Annotated in this window: 21 protein-coding genes; 19 read left to right on the top strand and 2 right to left on the bottom strand. The window is 71.7% G+C overall.

The window, feature by feature from the left end; all coding sequences use genetic code 11:
• The 12 genes from BKA05_RS10530 (at position 1) to BKA05_RS10475 (ending at position 12,386) form a co-directional block, all read left to right on the top strand.
• Positions 1-699, top strand: coding sequence for a laccase domain-containing protein (locus tag BKA05_RS10530; RefSeq protein WP_179531388.1), 699 nt, complete (start codon positions 1-3; stop codon positions 697-699).
• Positions 696-1,394: a YggS family pyridoxal phosphate-dependent enzyme gene (locus tag BKA05_RS10525; RefSeq protein WP_343045615.1), complete on the top strand. Its 699-nt coding sequence runs from the start codon at positions 696-698 to the stop codon at positions 1,392-1,394. The genes BKA05_RS10530 and BKA05_RS10525 overlap by 4 nt, the downstream gene beginning before the upstream one ends.
• A 57-nt stretch (positions 1,395-1,451) precedes the next feature.
• A complete protein-coding gene (locus tag BKA05_RS10520) occupies positions 1,452-1,931 on the top strand; it encodes a cell division protein SepF (protein ID WP_179531386.1) in 480 nt (159 codons plus the stop codon).
• A gap of 38 nt (positions 1,932-1,969) precedes the next feature.
• On the top strand, positions 1,970-2,263 hold the full coding sequence (locus BKA05_RS10515) for a YggT family protein (RefSeq protein ID WP_179531385.1): 294 nt from the start codon (positions 1,970-1,972) through the stop codon (positions 2,261-2,263).
• A 124-nt stretch (positions 2,264-2,387) separates the two neighbouring features.
• Positions 2,388-3,137, top strand: a complete 750-nt coding sequence (locus BKA05_RS20045; RefSeq protein WP_281364576.1) for a DivIVA domain-containing protein — start codon at positions 2,388-2,390, stop codon at positions 3,135-3,137.
• A 160-nt stretch (positions 3,138-3,297) separates the two neighbouring features.
• The gene (locus BKA05_RS10505; protein ID WP_179531383.1) at positions 3,298-4,215 is read left to right on the top strand and encodes a TraR/DksA family transcriptional regulator; all 918 of its coding nucleotides are present in this window, start codon (positions 3,298-3,300) and stop codon (positions 4,213-4,215) included.
• Positions 4,216-4,238: 23 nt separating this feature from the next.
• Positions 4,239-4,745: a signal peptidase II gene (gene lspA / locus BKA05_RS10500; protein ID WP_246289785.1), complete on the top strand. Its 507-nt coding sequence runs from the start codon at positions 4,239-4,241 to the stop codon at positions 4,743-4,745.
• Positions 4,742-5,680: an RluA family pseudouridine synthase gene (locus BKA05_RS10495; RefSeq protein ID WP_179531381.1), complete on the top strand. Its 939-nt coding sequence runs from the start codon at positions 4,742-4,744 to the stop codon at positions 5,678-5,680. The genes lspA and BKA05_RS10495 overlap by 4 nt, the downstream gene beginning before the upstream one ends.
• Positions 5,670-6,407 carry a GNAT family N-acetyltransferase gene (locus tag BKA05_RS10490; protein WP_179531380.1) on the top strand — a complete coding sequence of 246 codons (738 nt, stop codon included), beginning with the start codon at positions 5,670-5,672 and terminating at the stop codon, positions 6,405-6,407. The genes BKA05_RS10495 and BKA05_RS10490 overlap by 11 nt, the downstream gene beginning before the upstream one ends.
• 177 nt (positions 6,408-6,584) lie before the next feature.
• On the top strand, positions 6,585-10,136 hold the full coding sequence (dnaE, locus tag BKA05_RS10485) for a DNA polymerase III subunit alpha (protein ID WP_179531379.1): 3,552 nt from the start codon (positions 6,585-6,587) through the stop codon (positions 10,134-10,136).
• Positions 10,121-10,693, top strand: a complete 573-nt coding sequence (locus BKA05_RS10480; RefSeq protein WP_179531378.1) for a hypothetical protein — start codon at positions 10,121-10,123, stop codon at positions 10,691-10,693. Before dnaE ends, BKA05_RS10480 begins: the two co-directional genes overlap by 16 nt.
• A 7-nt stretch (positions 10,694-10,700) precedes the next feature.
• Positions 10,701-12,386, top strand: a complete 1,686-nt coding sequence (locus tag BKA05_RS10475; RefSeq protein WP_179531377.1) for a DUF3352 domain-containing protein — start codon at positions 10,701-10,703, stop codon at positions 12,384-12,386.
• 112 nt (positions 12,387-12,498) lie between these two features.
• On the opposite strand, the gene ybaK is transcribed toward BKA05_RS10475, so the two are convergent.
• Positions 12,499-12,990: a Cys-tRNA(Pro) deacylase gene (gene ybaK, locus BKA05_RS10470; protein ID WP_179531376.1), complete on the bottom strand. Its 492-nt coding sequence runs from the start codon at positions 12,988-12,990 to the stop codon at positions 12,499-12,501.
• 127 nt (positions 12,991-13,117) lie between these two features.
• Positions 13,118-13,792, bottom strand: a complete 675-nt coding sequence (locus BKA05_RS10465; RefSeq protein WP_179531375.1) for an LON peptidase substrate-binding domain-containing protein — start codon at positions 13,790-13,792, stop codon at positions 13,118-13,120.
• Between the two features lie 85 nt (positions 13,793-13,877).
• Here BKA05_RS10465 and hisD point away from each other — a divergent pair, with 85 nt between their 5' ends.
• From hisD to hisF, 7 genes are read left to right on the top strand one after another with little or no spacing between them, the layout of a single operon-like run.
• The gene (gene hisD, locus BKA05_RS10460) at positions 13,878-15,194 is read left to right on the top strand and encodes a histidinol dehydrogenase (protein ID WP_179531374.1); all 1,317 of its coding nucleotides are present in this window, start codon (positions 13,878-13,880) and stop codon (positions 15,192-15,194) included.
• A gap of 9 nt (positions 15,195-15,203) precedes the next feature.
• Positions 15,204-16,322 carry a histidinol-phosphate transaminase gene (locus BKA05_RS10455; RefSeq protein ID WP_179531373.1) on the top strand — a complete coding sequence of 373 codons (1,119 nt, stop codon included), beginning with the start codon at positions 15,204-15,206 and terminating at the stop codon, positions 16,320-16,322.
• Positions 16,322-16,930, top strand: a complete 609-nt coding sequence (hisB, locus tag BKA05_RS10450) for an imidazoleglycerol-phosphate dehydratase HisB (protein WP_179531372.1) — start codon at positions 16,322-16,324, stop codon at positions 16,928-16,930. Before BKA05_RS10455 ends, hisB begins: the two co-directional genes overlap by 1 nt.
• On the top strand, positions 16,931-17,563 hold the full coding sequence (gene hisH / locus BKA05_RS10445) for an imidazole glycerol phosphate synthase subunit HisH (RefSeq protein ID WP_179531371.1): 633 nt from the start codon (positions 16,931-16,933) through the stop codon (positions 17,561-17,563).
• The gene (locus BKA05_RS10440) at positions 17,560-17,895 is read left to right on the top strand and encodes a hypothetical protein (RefSeq protein WP_179531370.1); all 336 of its coding nucleotides are present in this window, start codon (positions 17,560-17,562) and stop codon (positions 17,893-17,895) included. Before hisH ends, BKA05_RS10440 begins: the two co-directional genes overlap by 4 nt.
• A gap of 32 nt (positions 17,896-17,927) precedes the next feature.
• Positions 17,928-18,671, top strand: coding sequence for a bifunctional 1-(5-phosphoribosyl)-5-((5-phosphoribosylamino)methylideneamino)imidazole-4-carboxamide isomerase/phosphoribosylanthranilate isomerase PriA (gene priA, locus BKA05_RS10435; protein WP_179531369.1), 744 nt, complete (start codon positions 17,928-17,930; stop codon positions 18,669-18,671).
• On the top strand, positions 18,668-19,444 hold the full coding sequence (hisF, locus tag BKA05_RS10430; protein WP_179531368.1) for an imidazole glycerol phosphate synthase subunit HisF: 777 nt from the start codon (positions 18,668-18,670) through the stop codon (positions 19,442-19,444). The genes priA and hisF overlap by 4 nt, the downstream gene beginning before the upstream one ends.
• Positions 19,445-19,468 lie beyond the last annotated feature (24 nt).

The following is a 19,468-nucleotide window of genomic DNA, read 5'->3' as shown; positions in this document are numbered from 1 at the left end:
GTGTTCTCCCACCGCGACCATCGGGAGGGCGACGTCCGCGTGGACGTCGCCTTCACCGACGCCACCCTCGACCTGCAGGGGCTGCGCCCGGCGTTCGTGGACAGCCTCCCGGAGCTCGAGCGGGCCTGTGGAGTGCGGTTCGCCCGGATGAACCAGGTGCACGGCGACGCCGTCCTCGTCGTGGACCGGCCCGGCCCGGAGCCGACCGGTCGGGTGCCCACCGCCGACGCCCTGGTCACCTCGACCCCTGGGCTGGGGCTGATGGTCCGGGTCGCCGACTGCGTGCCCGTCGTGCTCGCGGACCCCCGCACCGGCGTCCTGGGCGCCGTGCACGCTGGCCGCAAGGGCGTCGCGCTCGACGTCGTGGGGCGCGCCGTGGCCGCCATGCGGGACCTCGGGGCGAGCGACATCGAGGCCTGGGTCGGGCCGCACGTCTGCGGAGCCTGCTACGAGGTGCCCGAGGACATGCGGGCCGAGGTCGCCGCAGTGGTGCCGGCGACGTACGCCGAGACCCGCCGTGGCACCCCCGGTCTCGATCTCGGCGCCGGCGTCCGGGCCCAGCTCGAGGCGCACGACGTCGTGGTCACCGAGCTCGGGCGCTGCACGCTGGAGGAGGACACCCTGCACTCCTACCGTCGCGACGGCGAGCGGGCCGGGCGGTTCGCCGGGCTGGTGTGGACCTCGGAGGGGGAACGGTGAGCCGGCGCGCGGAGCTGGAGAGCGGCCTGGGCGAGGTCCGGGCTCGCATCGAGCGGGCCTGCGCCGACGCCGGCCGCGACGCGTCCCAGGTGACCCTGGTCGCGGTCACGAAGTTCTTCCCCGCCTCCGACGTGCGCCTGCTCGCCGACCTCGGCGTGACCGACGTCGGCGAGAACCGGCACCAGGAGGCGGAGGCCAAGGCGGCGGAGTGCGCCGACCTCGGACTGCGCTGGCACTACATCGGCGGGCTGCAGTCCAACAAGGCCGGCGCGGTCGCGCGGTACGCCGACGTGGTCGAGTCCCTGGACCGCCCCAAGCTCGTGGGTCGGCTCGACCGCGGCGCGCAGGAGCGCGGACGCCCCGTCGACGTGCTGCTGCAGGTCTCCCTCGACCCGCCCGGTGCGGAGCACCGGGCCGGAGTCGACCCCGACGACCTGGCCGTGCTGGCCGAGTCGGTGACTGCGGCCGAGCACCTGCGCCTGCGCGGGCTGATGGCCGTCGCGCCGCTGGGGGAGGAGCCGTCCTCGGCGTTCGCCCGGCTGGCGCAGGTCCGGGCCCACTTCCTCGACCAGCACCCGTCTGCGGACCTGCTGTCCGCGGGCATGAGCGGAGACCTGGAGGCGGCGATCGCCATCGGCGCGACACACGTGCGTGTCGGCTCGGCAATCCTCGGTTCCAGGCCGCTGCACCGTTAGCGTTCACTACAACCAGCGTCCCGTCACCGGGGCGCTCGATCCCGGAGGACACGACTCATGAGCGGCGCGATGCGCAGGATCGGCGAGTACCTCGGCCTCGTCGAGGACACCGGCCGGTACGACGAGTACGACGGCCACGACGAGACTGTCGAGACCCGACCCGTCGCCTCCCCGCGGGCTGCCCGTCCGGCGCCCGTCTCCGACCTCTCCGAGCGCCGGCGCCCGGCTGCGCCCGGCCCGACCGCGGTGGTGGCAGAGCTGTCCCGGATCACGACGCTCCACCCGAGCACCTACAACGAGGCGCGCACCGTCGGTGAGCACTTCCGCGAGGGCATCCCGGTCATCATGAACCTCACCGAGATGAACGACGCCGATGCCAAGCGTCTGGTCGACTTCGCGGCCGGGCTGGTGTTTGCCACGCGTGGCACCATCGAGCGTGTCACCAACAAGGTGTTCCTGCTCTCGCCGCACAACGTCTCGGTCACGGCCGAGGACAAGGAGCGCATCGTCGAGGGTGGCTTCTTCAACCAGAGCTGAGCGCCCTCACCGGCGCTGACGAGGAGAGTTTCACCGACGTGTACGTCGCCGGTTCGATCATCCACGTGGTCCTCTTCGTGTTCATCGCGTTGATGTGGGTCCGCTTCATCGTCGACTGGGTGATGGTCTTCGCCCGTCAGTGGCAGCCCACGGGCCCGCTGCTGGTGGTGCTGGAGGTCGTCTACTCGATCACCGACCCGCCCATCAAGGCGCTGCGCAAGGTCATCCCGCCGCTGCGCCTGGGCAACTTCGCCCTGGACCTGAGCTTCCTGCTGGTGCTCGTGATCGCCTGGGTGCTGCTCAACGTCAACGACAGCCTGCTGCTGTCCTGAGGCGCCCGCCGCGCCGCCTGGGACCCGTGAGTCCCACCAGTCCCACCCGGGACGCTATTGTTCGACCGACAAGTGCGATGGTCGACCAGACCACCGCTGCAGACGACAACGAATGGGTGAGGTCATGCCGCTGACGCCCGAGGACGTGAGCAACAAGCGCTTCACGCCCGTCCGCCTCCGTGAGGGCTACGACATGGGGGAGGTCGACCAGTTCCTCGACGAGGTGGAGGCCGAGCTCGCCCGCCTCACCAAGGAGAACGACGACCTGCGCGTCCAGCTCTCCCAGGTGCAGGCCGGAGGCGCGCCGACCGAGGCGTTCACGCCTCCCGCGCCGGTCGCCGAGCCCGAGCCCGCCAAGGCTCCCGAGCCCGCCAAGGCTCCCGCGCCCGAGCCGGTTGTGGCTGCGGCCAGCCCCGTCGAGACCATCCGCGTCGAGACCGTGCCGGAGGCCTCCAACGCGGCCGCCCGGCTGCTGGAGATCGCCACGCGCAACGCCGACGAGCTGGTCGAGGACGCCAAGGACCAGGCCGACAAGATCATCGGCGAGGCCCGCACCAAGGCCGAGCGCCTGGAGAGCGAGTCCAAGACCAAGGCCGACCGGATGGAGGCCGACGCCCGTACCCGCGCGCAGATGCTCGACTCCGAGACCGCCGAGCGCCGCCAGCAGATGTTCGGCGACCTCGAGCGCGAGCGCGACAAGCTCTCCGGCGAGGTGGACCGCCTGCGCTCCTTCGAGCGCGAGTACCGCTCCCGCCTGCGCAGCTACTTCACCCAGCAGCTCGAGGCGCTCGAGGGCAGCTCGGACGACACGCCCAACGACGACGCGCCCGCGCCCAAGCGGCTGCGCTCGATCCTCGGGGAGGAGGAGGGCTGAGTCCTCCTCTCCTCACGCACGAGGCCGGTTCCTTCCAGGAACCGGCCTCGTCGCGTTCGGCGAGGCGCATTGAGTGCCTCGGCCGCACCCACTAGCCTCCGGCCATCATCTGATCGAGCCCGCCGGCCGACGGCGGGCCTGTCGAGGGGAGTCGAGCCACATGGCTCGAGCCGCACGCAAGTCCCTGGCCGGTACCGCAGCCTCCGCCGCTCGGCGCGTGATCCGTCGCCGTGGCGCGACCGACTCCGAGCCCGACAAGCCCGCGAAGAAGGCAGCCCCCGCCAAGAAGGCCGCGCCGGCGAAGAAGGCCGCGCCGGCGAAGAAGACTGCGCCGGCGAAGAAGGCCGCGCCGGCGAAGAAGGCCGCGCCGGCGAAGAAGACTGCGCCGGCGAAGAAGGCCGCGCCGGCGAAGAAGACTGCGCCGGCGAAGAAGACTGCGCCGGCGAAGAAGACTGCGCCGGCGAAGAAGACTGCGCCGGCGAAGAAGACTGCGCCGGCGAAGAAGACTGCGCCGGCGAAGAAGACTGCGCCGGCGAAGAAGACTGCGCCGGCGAAGAAGACTGCGCCGGCGAAGAAGACCGCGCCCGCGAAGAAGACCGCGCTCGCGAAAACCCCTGCGAAGCAGGCCCCGACCAAGAAGACTGCTGCCGTGAAGAAGCCGACACCTGCCCCGGAGGCCGCTGCCGACACCCTGGTCGTCAAGGAGGGCGAGGGCGCGTGGACCCCGGCCGAGCTGGCGGAGGTGCTCACCGAGCTCGAGGAGCAGCGCACCCACAGCCTGGGCATCGTGGCCGAGCAGGAGGACGAGCTGTCCGGTCTCATGCGCGACTCCGGTGACGGCGCCGGCCAGGACCAGGCGGACCTCGGGGCCACGACCTTCGAGCGTGACCACGAGATGAGCGTGCTCAACAACGAGCGGGAGAAGCTGGCCCAGATCGACCGCGCCCTGGCCCGGATCGAGGACGGGTCCTACGGCGTCTGCGAGTCCTGCGGCCAGCCCATCGGCAAGCTTCGTCTGATGGCCTTCCCGCGTGCCACACTGTGCATGACATGCAAGCAGCGCGAGGAGCGGCGATAGCCCCGGAGGATCCCCTCCGCCCCATGACGTCCCCGGTCCGACCCCGCTGGGTGTTCGCGCTCGTCGCGCTCACCCTGTACGCCGTCGACATGCTCACCAAGGTGCTCGCGGTCCATCACCTCGACGGCCGTCCCGACGTGCCGCTGGTGGGTGACCTCCTGGTCCTCCACCTGACCCGCAACCCGGGGGCGGCGTTCAGCACCGGCACCGAGTACACCGTGGTGCTCAGCTGCCTGGCGGTGGTCGCGGTCGTGGTCGTGCTCTACCTCAGCCTGCGGGTGCGGAGCCTGGTGTGGGCCGTGGGCCTGGGCCTGCTGCTGGCCGGGGTGGCCGGCAACCTGACCGACCGGGTGCTGCGTGAGCCGGGCCCCCTGCGCGGCCACGTGATCGACTTCCTGATGCTGCCGAACTGGCCGGTCTTCAACATCGCCGACATCTGCATCAACGTGGCGGCGGGCATCATCCTGGTCCAGGCGTTCCGCGGCGTGCGGCTCGACGGCACCCGGGTCCCCGAGGAGGACGACGCATGACCCAGGCCTCCGAGCAGCGCACCCTGACGGTGCCCGACGGCCTCGCCGGGGAGCGTGTCGACGCCGCCATGGCCCGGATGTTCGGGCTCTCCCGCACCCGGGCGGCCGACCTCATCGTCGAGGGCCTGGTGCGACTGGATGGCCACGACGTCGGCAAGAGCGACCGCGTCCTGCCGGGCGCGGTGCTCGACGTGACGATCCCGAGCACGGTGGACCCCCTCGAGGTGGTCCCGGAGATCGTCGAGGGCATCAAGATCATCCACGACGACGAGTCGATCGTGGTGATCGACAAGCCGGTGGGGGTGGCCGTCCACCCCTCGCCGGGCTGGAACGGTCCGACGGTCGTCGGCCACCTGGTGGGGGCCGGCTTCCGGATCGCCACCAGCGGAGCCTCGGAGCGCCAGGGCATCGTCCAGCGGCTCGACGTCGGCACCTCCGGCGTGATGGTCATCGCCAAGTCCGAGCACGCCTACTCGGTGCTCAAGAACGCCTTCCGCCACCGCACGGTCGACAAGACCTACCACGCGCTGGTGCAGGGCCACCCCGACCCTCTGCAGGGCACGGTCGACGCCCCGATCGGGCGGCACCCCAAGCACGACTACAAGTTCGCGGTCATGGCCGACGGACGTGCCTCGGTGACGCACTACGAGACCCTCGAGGCGCACCGCTTCGCGAGCCTGCTGGAGATCCACCTCGAGACCGGGCGTACCCACCAGATCCGGGTGCACATGAGCGCGCTCAAGCACCCCTGCGTCGGGGACCTCACCTACGGGGCGGACCCGAAGCTGGCCCGTCGGGTCGGCCTCGAGCGCCAGTGGCTGCACGCGGTGAAGCTCGGCTTCACCCACCCCGACTCCGGCGACGAGGTGGAGTACGAGTCCACCTACCCCGACGACCTCGCGGCCGCGCTCGAGGTCATCCGTGATGCCCACTGAGGGCGGTGCCGCCGTGCCCGTCCCGGAGTCCGAGCTGGTCCTGCGTCCGGCCGAGCCTGACGACGCCGACGCGCTGGCGCTCATCCACGTGCTGGCCCGGCGCGCGGCCCCCATGCCCGACCCCGTCCACCCCGACGACGACGTACGCCGCTGGCTGCGTGAGCGCGTCGTCGAGGACGCCCCCGGTGCCGAGACGTGGGTGGCCGAGGTCGAGGGGTCGCCCGTCGGCTACGCCCGCACCACCGCAGGCTGGCTCGACGACCTCTACGTCCAGCCCGCCCACCAGGGTGCGGGCGTCGGCGGCGCGTTGCTCGACCTGGTGATGGCACGTCAGCCCGGCGGCTTCTGCCTGTGGGTCTTCGAGGGCAACCGACCCGCCCGTGACTTCTACGCGCACCGCGGGCTGGTCGAGCTCGAGCGCACCGACGGCTCCGGCAACGAGGAAGGCGAGCCCGACGTCCGGCTCGCCTGGCCCGGGCAGGACCCGGTCACCTTCCTGCGCGGTCTCGTCGACGACGTCGACGCCCAGCTCGGGGACCTGCTGGCCCGGCGGGCGGCGCTGACCCGCGCGATCCAGCCGCTGAAGACCAGCACGCACCGCGACCCAGCGCGCGAGCGCGCCGTCGCCGAGCACCTCGCCACGCGCGCACCGGCGCTGGGGGTCGACCGGCTCGAGCGCATCATCAGGGTCGTCATCGAGGAGTCCCTCGATGCCGCCACGCGCTGAGGGCCCCATGGGCCCGACCCCCACCGCACTCCGCCGGCTCGGATTGTCGGGGCGCCCTGGCAGTCTGCGGCTGTCGGCTCGCGTAGTCTGATCCCCTTCCCCGGGATCGGCGTCGGGCTCAGGCTCGGCCGACTCACCCTGCCCACCGACGACCCCCGAAGGGATGCAGCGCGACCCATGCCCGCCGGCTCGCAGGACTCCTTCGTCCACCTGCACGTCCACACCGAGTACTCCATGCTCGACGGCGCCGCCCGTCTCGGAGACCTCACCCAGCGCGCTGCCGACCTGGGCATGCCTGCGGTCGCGATGACCGACCACGGCAACGTGTTCGGCGCCTACGAGTTCTACGCCAAGGCCAAGGCGGCCGGGATCAAGCCGATCATCGGCATCGAGGCCTACTTCACCCCCAACATCAGCCGCTTCGAGAAGAAGGGCGTCAACTTCTACGACGGCGGCCCCGACGACGTCTCCGCCCGCGGTGCCTACACGCACATGACGCTGCTCAGCGAGTCGACCGAGGGCATGCACAACCTCTTCCGGCTCTCGACCGGCTCGTGGCGCGACGGGTTCTTCAAGCACCCCCGCATGGACCGCGAGCTGCTCGCCCAGCACTCCAAGGGCATCATCGGCACCACCGGCTGCCCCTCCGGCGAGGTGCAGGTCCACCTGCGGTACGGCAACTACGACGCCGCCCGCAAGGCCGCCGGCGACTTCCAGGACATCCTCGGCAAGGAGAACTACTTCCTGGAGCTGATGGACCACGGCCTCGACATCGAGCGCCGGGTCCGCGACGGGCTGCTGCGGCTGGCCGAGGACCTGCGGATCCCGCTGCTGGCGACCAACGACTCCCACTACGTCAACCGCGAGGACGCCGCCAGCCAGGAGCACCTGCTGTGCATCAACTCCGGCTCGACGATGGACATCCCCGCCGGCGACGGGCCCGGGCAGCGATTCGCGTTCCAGGGCGACGGCTACTACATCAAGTCCGCCGCCGAGATGCGCGAGCTGTGGCGCGACTTCCCGGCGGCCTGCGACAACACCCTGCTCATCGCCGAGCGCTGCGACGTCCAGTTCACCGAGGCCGTCGGCAAGTACATGCCGCGCTTCCCCTGCCCGCCGGGGGAGAACGAGGACTCCTGGCTGGTCAAGGAGGTCGAGACCGGCCTCTCGCACCGCTACCCCGATGGCGTCCCGGACCACGTGCGCAAGCAGGCCGAGTACGAGCTCGGCGTCATCACGCAGATGGGGTTCCCCGGCTACTTCCTCGTCGTCGCCGACTTCATCAACTGGGCCAAGGACCACGGCATCCGCGTCGGTCCCGGCCGTGGCTCCGGGGCGGGCTCGATGGTCGCCTACGCCCTGCGGATCACCGACCTCGACCCGCTCGAGCACGGCCTGATCTTCGAGCGGTTCCTCAACCCCGACCGCGTCTCGATGCCCGACTTCGACATCGACTTCGACGAGCGTCGGCGTGGTGAGGTCATCAAGTACGTCACCGAGAAGTACGGCGACGACCGGGTCAGCTACATCGTCACCTACGGCACGATCAAGGCCAAGCAGGCCGTCAAGGACTCCTCGCGCATCCTCGGCTACCCCTTCGCCATGGGCGACCGCATCACCAAGGCGATGCCGGCCGCGGTGATGGGCAAGGACGTCCCGCTGCAGGAGATCTTCGACCCCCAGCACAAGCGGTACGGCGAGGGCGGGGAGTTCCGTCAGCTCTACGACGCCGACAACGACGTCAAGCGCGTGGTCGACACCGCCATCGGCATCGAGGGGCTCAAGCGCCAGTGGGGCGTGCACGCCGCCGGCGTGATCATGTCCAGCGAGCCGCTGATCGACGTGATCCCGCTGCTCAAGCGGCCCGCCGACGGGGCGATGATCACCCAGTTCGACTACCCCACCTGTGAGGGCCTCGGCCTGATCAAGATGGACTTCCTCGGGCTGCGCAACCTCACGGTGATGGACGACGCCGTGAAGAACATCAAGGCCAACCGCGGCGAGGACGTCGTCCTCGAGGAGCTGCCGCTCACCGACCCCGCCACCTACGCCCTCCTCCAGCGCGGCGACACCCTCGGGGTCTTCCAGCTCGACGGCGGGCCGATGCGGGCGCTGCTGCGCTCGATGCGCCCCGACACCTTCGAGGACATCTCCGCCGTCGGCGCGCTCTACCGTCCGGGCCCGATGGGTGCGGACTCCCACAACAAGTACGCCCGCCGCAAGACCGGTCGCGAGCCGGTCGAGCCGATCCACCCCGAGCTGGCCGAGCCGCTCGAGGACGTCCTGGGGGAGACCTACGGTCTCATCGTCTACCAGGAGCAGGTCATGGCGATCGCGCAGAAGCTCGCGGGCTACAGCCTGGGCCAGGCCGACATCCTGCGCCGGGCGATGGGCAAGAAGAAGAAGGCCGAGCTGGACAAGCAGTTCGAGGGCTTCTCCGGCGGCATGAAGGAGCGCGGCTACTCCGAGGCCGCGATCAAGACGCTGTGGGACATCCTGCTGCCCTTCTCCGACTACGCCTTCAACAAGGCCCACTCCGCGGCGTACGGCCTGGTCTCCTACTGGACCGCCTACCTCAAGGCCAACTACCCGGCCGAGTACATGGCCGCGCTGCTCACCTCGGTGCGCGACGACAAGGACAAGTCGGCCATCTACCTCAACGAGTGCCGCCGGATGAAGATCCAGGTCCTGCCTCCCGACGTCAACGAGTCGGCAGCCGACTTCACCCCCGTCGGCACCGACATCCGCTTCGGCCTGACCGCGGTGCGCAACGTCGGTGGCAACGTCGTCGACGGCATCGTCACCGCCCGGGAGGAGAAGGGTCGCTACACCGACTTCAACGACTTCCTCTCCAAGGTCCCCGCGCACGTGTGCAACAAGCGCGTCATCGAGTCGCTGATCAAGGCCGGGGCGTTCGACGACATGAAGCACCGCCGCAAGGCGCTGGTCGCGGTGCACGAGACCGCGGTCGACCAGTACGTCGACATCAAGCGCAACGAGGCCATCGGCCAGGACTCCCTGTTCGGGGGGCTCGACGAGGAGGACTCCGGTTCCTTCGGCGTCACCGTGGCGATCCCCGAGATCGACGAGTGGGACAAGATGACCCTGCTGGGCCACGAGCGCGACATGCTCGGTCTCTACGTCTCCGACCACCCGCTGCTCGGGCTGGAGCACGTGCTGTCCCAGGGGACCGACTGCACGATCGGTGAGCTGATGCTCGACGAGTCGCGCACCGACGGCTCGCCGATCTGCATCAGCGGGCTGGTGACCTCGGTGCAGCGCAAGATCACCAAGCGCGGCGACGCCTGGGCGATGGTGACCCTGGAGGACCTCGACGGCGCGATCGACGTGCTGCTGTTCCCCAGCTCCTACCAGCTGGCCAGCACCCTGCTGGTCGAGGACGCCATCCTCACCGTCAAGGGCAGGCTGTCCAAGAGCAAGGACCAGCCCGAGATCCACGGCCAGGAGGTCTCGGTCCCCGACATCACCGACGGCCCCTCGGGACCGGTCGTCATCTCGCTGCCCTCGACCCGGTGCACGGGGCCGGTCGTCGAGCAGCTGCGTGACGTGCTCGCCACCCATCCTGGGATGACCGAAGTACGGTTGCGGCTGATGAAGCGTGAGCAGACCCTCGTCATGAGGCTGGACGACCGGCTGCGGGTGACCCCCACCCCGGCCCTGTTCGCGGACCTCAAGCAGCTGCTGGGGCCGGGATGTCTCACCAGCTGACCGACCACTCCGCCCCGATCCGGGTGACGACCGTGCCGCCCACGAGGGAGACCCGTCGGGCCTGGGTGCGCGCCGTGCTCGTGGTCGTGCTGTTCGCGCTGACCGGCGCGGGGCTGGGCGTGTGGTGGGAGCACCTGTGGCAACCCAGCCAGGGCACGGTCGTGCGCCACGAGTGGTTCGTCGTCGACGGTGACTTCCGCTACGACCTGGAGGGGCTGCGCAACCAGTTCTCGGGGACCGGCCTGTTCGTGGTGATGGCCCTGGCGGCCGGCGCCGTCCTCGGAGGCCTCACGGCGCTGCTGTCGCGGCGCGACGAGCTGCTGGTGCTCGGCACGGTCGCGGTCGGCTCCGTGGTGGCCGCGGTGGTGATGTGGCAGGTGGGCACCCGGCTGGGACCGCCCGATCCCCAGGTCCTCGCCCTGGCGGCCGATCGGGGTACCGTGCTGCCCGACAACCTCGAGCTGGGATCTCCAGGGGCCCTGCTCGCCTGGCCGTTCGCCTCGCTGCTGGCGCTGTGCACGGTCTTCCTCCTCATCCCTGGGCGACACCGGGAGTAGTTCCCCCATGAGCCAGACCCCCGACCCGCAGGACGGCGTGCAGCCGGAGTTCCTCGAGCAGGGCGGGGGGCGGCCGCTGGACCGGGAGTCCTCGGGCCGCCGTCGCAGGGTGCTCGTCCCCGTCCTGGCGGGGCTGGGCCTGGCCGCTGTCGGCGGTGCTGCGTTCGGTGCCTGGTGGTTCCTCGACGACGGCGCCCAGGCCGCCGAGGCGTTCCCCGCCTCGGCGGTGGGGTACGTCGGCCTGACGCTCGACCCCAGTGGCAGCCAGAAGCTCGAGGCGCTCCGCACGCTGGAGAAGTTCCCGTGGGTCGCCGAGGAGCTCGGGCTCGACGGCGACCTGGGCGACGTCGACCTGCGGGAGACGCTGGCGCAGGCCCTCCTGGAGGAGGCCGACTGCGAAGGGCTGTCCTACACCGACGACCTCGAGTCCTGGCTCGGGGACCGGATCGGGCTCGCGGCGGTCGCGCTCGGCGACGAGCCACAGCCGCTGTTCGCCCTGGAGGTCCGTGACGGCGACGCGGCGATGGAGGGCATGGCCGCGGTCACCGAGTGCGCCGGGGAGGGGGACTCCACGGCGTACGCGGTGGACGGCGACTGGATGCTGGTGGCCGAGACGGAGGAGAACCTGCAGCGCGCGCGGGAGCTGGTCGAGGACGAGGGGACCCTCGCGGACGACGAGGACTTCCAGCGCTGGACCGGCGAGCTCGACGCGGGGCTCGTCACGCTCTACGCAGCGCCCGGGGCCGGCGCGCTGGTGGTCGACCACTGGGACGAGGTCATGGGCTTCGACCCCGGCCTGGGCGCCCCGTCCGAGCCTCCCGCCGAGGTGGTCGAGGCCGCCGAGGAGTTCGAGGGCGGGATCGCGCAGGTCCGCTTCGACGACGGCGGCCTGGAGCTCGAGCTGGCCGGGTCGATGGGGGAGTCCCAGCTGCTCACCGCGCTCGACGGTGACGCCGGTGCGCTCACCGAGGCACTGCCCGAGGACACCGCGCTGGTCTACGCCTACGGCCTGGGGGAGGGTTGGACCGACTGGTTCGCCGGGCTGATCGAGTCCGACCCGACGGCGGGTCTCGAGCCCGGCGACGTCGAGCGTGCGCTCCAGGAGACGGTGGGTCTCGGGCTCGACGACATCGAGGAGGCCACGGGGGACGCGCTCGCGCTGGCCGTCGGCTCTGACGTGGACGCCGACGTGCTGTTCCGCGGTGACCTGGGCTCCGTCCCGATCGCACTGGTCATGGACGGAGACGCGCAGGCGGTGCAGGCCCTGGCCGACGCCCTCGTCCCGTTCCTCGGCCCGTTCCAGGCCCCCGGCGCCGACCTGCTGGGCGTCAGCGCCGGCGAGGACGCCGTGGCCGTCGGTCCCGACGCCGGGTGGCGTGACGAGGTCGCGGAGGGCGGCGGCCTCGGCGACAGCGAGCGCTTCCGTGACGTGGTCCCCGACAACGACGGTCTGATCAGCGTCACCTACGCCGACATCGACGTGGTGTCCGACGTGGTGATCAGCTTCATGGAAGCCCTGGAGGAGGCGTTCTCCGCGGGCTTCAGCGAGCTGCCCGGCACCGGGTCGCCGCAGGACGGCGGCGAGATGGACGAGATCCGGGAGAACCTCGAGCCCCTGGCCGCGCTTGGCTCCTCGTCCTGGATCGAGGCCGACGGCAGCCTGCGCGGTCTCCTGCGCATCTCCACCGACTGACCCGACCACGCCGAGCCGGCGTATCAATACGCCGGTTCGACCCGTCGCGTACGCCGAGCCGGCGTATCAATACGCCGGTTCGGCAGGCAGGGTCCCGCGGGAGGGGAGTCGTTCAGCGGCCGATGCGGGCGGTCACGGCATCGGTGACGCGCACGAGATCGGCGGGGGAGAGACCGAGGTCCAGGCCCCGCCGACCGCCGGAGACGTAGACCCGGTCGTGGGTCAGGGCCGACTCGTCGACGACGGTCGGGTGCGCGCGCTTCTGGCCCACCGGCGAGATGCCGCCGACGACGTACCCCGTGGCCCGCTCAGCCGCTGACGGGTCGGCCATCACCGCCTTGCTGGCGCCCAGGGCTCGGGCCAGCGCCTTGAGGTCGAGGTGTCCGGTCACCGGCACCACGCCGACCACGAGTCGTCCGTCGAGGCTGGCGAAGAGGGTCTTGAAGACCTGCTCCGGCGCCAGGCCGAGCGCCTCGGCGGCCTCCAGGCCGTAGGACTCCGCCCGCGGGTCGTGCTCGTAGGGGTGGACCGTGAACTCCACGCCTGCGCGGATGAGTGCCACGGTCGCGGGGGTGCCGGCCGACTGTTTCGTCTTCTTGGCCATCGTCAGGTTGCCTTTCGTCTCACCGGGTCTCGACCCGCGCGTCGCGACCTCGTCCCTCGGTCGCGGCGCTTGCTCGACCTTCACCGCCCACGGCACCGTGCTCGTTCCTCGCACGGTTCCTGGCGTCTCAGTTCGGCGACCATCGGGTGCGCGCCACCTCGGTGGCGGGCAGCGAGGGGATGACGTTCATCGCCCGCAGCTCGGCGCGCAGCAGGTCGGTGACCATCTCCAGCCGCGAGATGGGGTCGTCGCACTCCAGCAGCCCCTGCCGCTCGGGCATCGGCAGCGGGGCGCTGGCGGCGAGCGTCCACGAGAGGTACGTCGGGTCCTGGGGCAGGGCACCCTCGTGCGGGTCGGCGCGGATCTGGGCCAGCGCCACCCGGTAGGCGGTGAAGGTCGCCCGGGCCCGGGCCATGACGGCCTCGAGCATCGGGTCCATGACGGGGACCGCCTCGGGGCGGTCCTCGACGTGCCCCAGGGGGAAGAGCCCCGAGCTGTCCAGTCGGTCCAGGGAGATCCGGTCCCTGCCCACGGCCAGGATCGTGAAGGTCCCGTCGTCGTGGCGCTCGGCCTCGGTGAGCTGCAGCCGCACCCCGACCCGGTAGAGCGACTGGGCGCCGTGCTCGCCGACCTCGTAGCCCTCCCGGATGCCCACGGAGGCGAAGACCCGCTCGGCCGGGTCCTCGATGCGCAGCAGGTGGTGCACGAGGGCGCGGTAGCGGTCCTCGAAGACCCGCAGCGGGACGGTGATCCCGGGGAACAGCACCGAGTTCAGCGGGAACATCGGCAGCGTCGAGGTCACGTCGACGACCCTAGGCGATGCCTGGAGTGTCCACCGGGGCATCGCGGGTTCGGGCGTGCCACGGCCCGCTCGTAGACTCAGGGACATGATTCGCCGGATCGACCTGCGCAGCGCCGCCACGGGCCGCACGCCGGGCGAGCCGTTCGACTACCGGACGGCCCTGCCGCGTGCGGACTTCGACGTGGAAGCGGCGGTCCCGGCGACCCATGCGATCTGCGAGGAGGTTCGCACCCGCGGCCTCGACGCGATCCTGGAGATGTCGCAGAAGTTCGACGGTGTCACCCAGACCGACATCCGGGTCCCCGTCGAGGAGATGACCCGCGCGCTCGAGGAGCTCGACCCCGCGATCCGCGCCGGCCTCGAGGAGTCGGTGCGCCGGCTGCGGGTGGCCAGCGAGGCCGAGCTCGAGCACGACGTCGTCACCGACCTCGGCCCCGGTGCCCGGGTCGTCCACCGCAAGGTGCCCGTCGGCCGGGTGGGTCTCTACGTCCCCGGCGGCCTCGCGCCGCTGGTCTCCAGCGTGCTGATGAACGTCGTGCCCGCCCAGGTGGCCGGCGTGCCGTCGCTGGCCCTCGCGAGCCCGCCGCAGGCGGAGTTCGGCGGGCTCCCGCACCCCACCATCCTCGCGGCCTGTGCCCTGCTCGGGGTCGAGGAGGTCTACGCCGTGGGTGGCGCCCAGGCGATCGCCATGTTCGCCTACGGCACCGACCCCTGCGCCAAGGTCGACCTGGTGACCGGCCCCGGCAACATCTGGGTCGTCACCGCCAAGCGACTGCTCAAGGGCCTGGTCGGCGTCGACTCCGAGGCCGGCCCGACCGAGGTCGCGATCCTCGCCGACGAGACGGCCGATGCGGCGTACGTCGCCGCCGACCTGATCTCCGAGGCCGAGCACGACCCGCTGGCCGCCGCCGTGCTGGTCACCGACTCCGAGACGCTCGCCCACGACGTCGAGGCCGAGCTCGAGAAGCAGGTGGCCACCACCGGCCACGTCGAGCGGGTCAAGATCGCGCTGGGTGGCAACCAGTCCGGGATCGTGCTGGTCGACGACCTCGACCAGGGGGTCGAGGTCTGCGACGCCTACGCCTCCGAGCACCTCGAGATCCAGACCCGTGACGCCGCGGCCGTGGCCGCGCGCATCCGCAACGCCGGCGCGATCTTCATCGGCGACTACGCCCCGACCGCCCTCGGTGACTACTGCGCCGGCTCCAACCACGTGCTGCCCACCGGTGGCTGCGCCTGCCACTCCTCGGGGCTGTCGGTGCGCGCCTTCACCAAGTCGGTGCACGTCGTGGACTACTCGCGCGAGGGCCTCGAGGCGGTCGCCGACCACGTGGTGACCCTCGCGGACGCCGAGGACCTGCCCGGTCACGGGCAGTCCGTGCGCATCCGGTTCCAGAAGTAGGGGCGGCACGTGACCTTCCCGCCGCTCCGTGAGGAGCTGCGCGGCCTCGCGCCGTACGGCGCCCCCCAGCTCTCGCTGGAGCAGGCGCCGGTGCAGCTCAACACCAACGAGAACCCCTACGGCCCCTCCGAGGCCTGCGTCGCCGACATCGCGGCGGCCGCGGCCGAGGCGGCCCGCGGGCTCAACCGCTACCCCGACCGCGAGCACGTCGCCCTGCGCGAGGCGCTGGCCGACTACCTCTCGCGCGACGTGGCCGCCGACCAGGAGCCGATCTCGCCCGCGCAGGTGTGGGCGGCCAACGGCTCCAACGAGGTCATGCTGCAGCTGCTGCAGGCCTTCGGGGGCCCCGGCCGGACCGTGGTCAGCTTCGCGCCGACGTACTCGATGTACCCCGAGTACGCACGCGACACCCACAGCCGCTTCGTGGCCGGTCGCAGGGCCGAGGACTTCACCCTCGACGTCGACGCCGCCCTGGGGCTGGTGCGCACCGAGCGACCCAGCCTGGTGCTGCTGCCGAGCCCCAACAACCCGACCGGCACCGCGCTCGAGCCCGAGGTCGTCGGGGTGCTCTGCGAGGCGCTGGGGGAGGACGGCCTGCTGGTGGTCGACGAGGCGTACGGCGAGTTCCGCCGGTCCGGCACGCCCAGCGCGATCGAGCTGCTGCCGGCGTACCCGAACCTCGTGGTGACGCGCACGATGAGCAAGGCCTTCGCCGGGGCAGGTCTGCGGCTGGGCTACCTCGCGGCGGACCCCCGCATCTGCGACGCGATCCGGGTCGTGCGACTGCCCTACCACCTCTCCGCGGTCAGCCAGGCGGTCGCGCTGGCCGCGCTGCGCCACCGCGAGGAGCTGCTGGGCAGGGTCGACGAGCTGCGCCGCGAGCGCGACGAGACCGTGGTCTGGTTGAGGGATCGCGGCCTCGACGTCGCCGACTCCGATGCCAACTTCGCGTTGTTCGGGACGTTCCCGGACCGGCATGCTGTGTGGCAACGGTTGCTGGACCAGGGCGTCCTGGTCCGTGAGGTCGGCCCCGAGGGCTGGCTGCGGGTGTCGATCGGGACCCCTGCGGAGATGACCGCGTTCAGGGAGGCCCTGGACGTCGTGCTGGACGAGAGTGGGAGCAAGTGATGAGCCGCACCGGACGCGTGGAGCGCCAGACCAGCGAGTCGAAGGTGCTCGTCGAGGTCGACCTCGACGGCACCGGCCGCCACGACATCTCCACCGGCGTGGGGTTCTACGACCACATGCTCACCGCCTTCGCGCGGCACGCGCTGGTCGACCTGACGGTGCAGACCGACGGTGACGTCCACATCGACGCCCACCACACCGTCGAGGACACCGCCATCGCGCTCGGCCAGGCGCTGCGCCAGGCGCTGGGGGACAAGGTGGGCGTCCGCCGCTTCGGGGACGCGACCGTGCCGCTCGACGAGGCGCTGGTGCAGGCCGTGGTCGACGTCTCCGGCCGGCCCTACTGCGTGCACACCGGTGAGCCGGAGGGCCAGCAGTACGTTCAGCTCGGCGGCTCCGGGGTGTCCTACCTCGGCTCGCTGACCCAGCACGTCTTCGAGTCGATCGCCTTCCACGCCCACCTGGCCCTGCACGTGCGCGTGCTGGCCGGCCGCGAGCCGCACCACATCGTGGAGACCCAGTTCAAGGCGTTCGCGCGGGCGTTCCGCGACGCCGTCGCGCTCGACCCCCGCGAGACGGGCGTGCCCTCCACGAAGGGCGCGCTCTAAGTGGCCCCTTCGGTCGTCGTCCTCGACTACGGGTCGGGCAACCTCCGCTCGGCCGTGCGCGCCGTCGAGCGCGCCGGGGCCGACGTCACGCTGACCTCCGACTTCGACGCAGCCCTGGCGGCTGATGGACTGCTGGTCCCCGGCGTCGGGGCGTACGCCGCGTGCATGGAGGGCCTGCGGGCGATCAAGGGCGAGCGGATCATCGGACGGCGGCTGGCCGGCGGCCGTCCGGTGCTCGGCATCTGCGTGGGGATGCAGATCCTCTTCGCGCGCGGGATCGAGCACGGCGTGGAGACCGAGGGCTGTGACGAGTGGCCCGGGCTGGTGGAGCGGCTGCAGGCCCCGGTCGTGCCGCACATGGGCTGGAACACCGTGTCGGCGCCCGAGGGCACGAAGCTGTTCGAGGGCATCGAGCAGGAGCGGTTCTACTTCGTGCACTCCTACGGCGTGCGCGACTGGACCCTGGTGACCAACGACCGCACGGCCGCGCCTTTGGTGACCTGGTCCTCCCACGGCGAGGACCGGTTCGTCGCGGCGGTCGAGAACGGCCCGCTCTGGGCCACCCAGTTCCACCCCGAGAAGTCCGGCGACGCCGGGGCGGCCCTGCTGCGCAACTGGGTCCGCACCCTGTGAGCAAGGAGCGCGCGCGACGCCGGGCCGAGCGGGAGGCGGCGGCCGCGCTGCTGGCACAGAAGCGCGCCGCCGAGGCCGCCCGCCGCGAGCGCTGGGCCGCCCGTCGACGCGCGCTGACCGGCTGGTTCCGCTCGGCGGGGGCGCGCAACCGGCAGTCCGGCATCCTCGCCGAGCGTCGTCGCCGGCAGACGGCGACGACCGTGGCGCTGGTGCTCGCGGCGGTCGTCCTGACCTGGGCGTTCACCGAGAGCCCCGCGGCCGTGCTGCTGGCCCTCGCGGTCGGCGCCCTGGGCGCTCCCGTCCTCCACACCATGCTGTTCCGACGTACCTGATCCAGCCCCACCACCCACGACCGAGAGAAGACATGAGCGACTACCTCGAGCTGCTGCCCGCCGTCGACATCACCGAGGGCCGGGCCGTCCAGCTCGCCCAGGGCGTGGCGGGCTCCGAGCGGGTGTACGGCGACCCGGTGGCCGCCGCCCGGCGCTGGCAGGACGCTGGCGCGGAGTGGCTGCACCTGGTGGACCTCGACGCCGCCTTCGGCCGGGGCACCAACCGCGAGCTGCAGGCCGAGATCGTCGGCGCCCTCGACATCAAGGTCGAGATGAGCGGCGGCATCCGCGACGACGAGTCCCTGGAGGCCGCGCTGGCCACGGGCTGCACCCGGGTCAACATCGGCACCGCCGCGCTCGAGCAGCCCGAGTGGTGCGCGAAGATCATCGCCGAGCACGGCGACCGGGTCGCGATCGGCCTCGACGTCCGGGGCCGCACCCTCGCCGCCCGCGGCTGGACCCGCGACGGAGGGGACCTCTACGAGGTGCTGACGCGCCTGGACTCCGAGGGTTGTGCCCGCTACGTCGTCACCGACGTCAACAAGGACGGCATGCTCGCCGGCCCCAACCTGCAGCTGCTGCGCGACGTGTGTGCCGCCACCGACGCGCCGGTCGTCGCCTCGGGCGGTGTCACGACGCTCGACGACATCCGTGCCCTGATGGACCTCGTGCCGCTCGGTGTCGAGGGTGCGATCGCCGGCACAGCGCTCTACGAGGGCCGGTTCACGCTCGAGGACGCGCTGGCGCTGACCCAGGGGACTGGGGCGTCGCAGTGAGCCTGGCTGTCCGCGTCATCCCGTGCCTGGACGTCGACGGCGGCCGGGTGGTCAAGGGCATCAACTTCCAGGACCTCCGCGACGCCGGTGACCCGGTCGAGCTCGCCCGCACCTACGACGCCGAGGGCGCCGACGAGCTGACCTTCCTCGACATCTCCGCCTCCCACGAGGGCCGCGCCACGACCATGCAGGTGGTCTCGCGGTGTGCGGAGGAGGTCTTCATCCCGCTCACGGTCGGCGGGGGAGTCTCCTCGACCGAGGACGTCGACCGACTGCTGCGCGCCGGGGCCGACAAGGTCGCGGTCAACACCGCGGCCATCCGCCGTCCCGAGCTCATCGCCGAGATCGCCGACCGGTTCGGCAACCAGGTGCTGGTGCTGTCGGTGGACGCCCGTCGGGTCTCGACAGGCTCGACCAGCGAGTGTCCCTCCGGCTTCGAGGTCACCACCCACGGGGGCCGGCAGTCGGCCGGCATCGACGCGCTGGAGTGGGCGGCGCGGGCGTGCGAGCTGGGGGCGGGGGAGATCCTGCTCAACGCGATGGACGCCGACGGCACCCAGGACGGCTTCGACCTCGACCTCATCTCCCGGGTACGCCGCGAGGTCACCGTGCCCGTGATCGCCTCCGGCGGTGCGGGGCGGGTCGAGCACTTCGCGCCCGCCGTCGACGCGGGCGCGGACGCCGTGCTGGCCGCGACCGTCTTCCACTTCGGCACCTGCCGGATCTCCGAGGTCAAGGAGTCACTGGCGCAGGCGGGCCACCCGGTCCGCTGACCGCGCAGGGTCACTCCGCGACCC

The sequence above is a fragment of the Nocardioides marinus genome (assembly GCF_013408145.1).
In the GTDB taxonomy this organism is placed as follows: Bacteria; Actinomycetota; Actinomycetes; order Propionibacteriales; family Nocardioidaceae; genus Nocardioides; species Nocardioides marinus.
This window is presented reverse-complemented; position numbering and strand designations above follow the sequence as displayed.

What these genes read in the sequence shown, in the direction of transcription:
- BKA05_RS10520 (WP_179531386.1), top strand. Translation starts at nt 1,452, where the DNA reads ATGAGCGGCGCGATGCGCAGGATCGGCGAGTACCTCGGCCTCGTCGAG.
- BKA05_RS20045 (WP_281364576.1), top strand. Translation starts at nt 2,388, where the DNA reads ATGCCGCTGACGCCCGAGGACGTGAGCAACAAGCGCTTCACGCCCGTC.
- BKA05_RS10505 (WP_179531383.1), top strand. Translation starts at nt 3,298, where the DNA reads ATGGCTCGAGCCGCACGCAAGTCCCTGGCCGGTACCGCAGCCTCCGCC.
- lspA (WP_246289785.1), top strand. Translation starts at nt 4,239, where the DNA reads ATGACGTCCCCGGTCCGACCCCGCTGGGTGTTCGCGCTCGTCGCGCTC.
- BKA05_RS10495 (WP_179531381.1), top strand. Translation starts at nt 4,742, where the DNA reads ATGACCCAGGCCTCCGAGCAGCGCACCCTGACGGTGCCCGACGGCCTC.
- BKA05_RS10490 (WP_179531380.1), top strand. Translation starts at nt 5,670, where the DNA reads ATGCCCACTGAGGGCGGTGCCGCCGTGCCCGTCCCGGAGTCCGAGCTG.
- dnaE (WP_179531379.1), top strand. Translation starts at nt 6,585, where the DNA reads ATGCCCGCCGGCTCGCAGGACTCCTTCGTCCACCTGCACGTCCACACC.
- BKA05_RS10480 (WP_179531378.1), top strand. Translation starts at nt 10,121, where the DNA reads ATGTCTCACCAGCTGACCGACCACTCCGCCCCGATCCGGGTGACGACC.
- BKA05_RS10475 (WP_179531377.1), top strand. Translation starts at nt 10,701, where the DNA reads ATGAGCCAGACCCCCGACCCGCAGGACGGCGTGCAGCCGGAGTTCCTC.
- ybaK (WP_179531376.1), bottom strand. Translation starts at nt 12,990, where the DNA reads ATGGCCAAGAAGACGAAACAGTCGGCCGGCACCCCCGCGACCGTGGCA.
- hisD (WP_179531374.1), top strand. Translation starts at nt 13,878, where the DNA reads ATGATTCGCCGGATCGACCTGCGCAGCGCCGCCACGGGCCGCACGCCG.
- hisB (WP_179531372.1), top strand. Translation starts at nt 16,322, where the DNA reads ATGAGCCGCACCGGACGCGTGGAGCGCCAGACCAGCGAGTCGAAGGTG.
- priA (WP_179531369.1), top strand. Translation starts at nt 17,928, where the DNA reads ATGAGCGACTACCTCGAGCTGCTGCCCGCCGTCGACATCACCGAGGGC.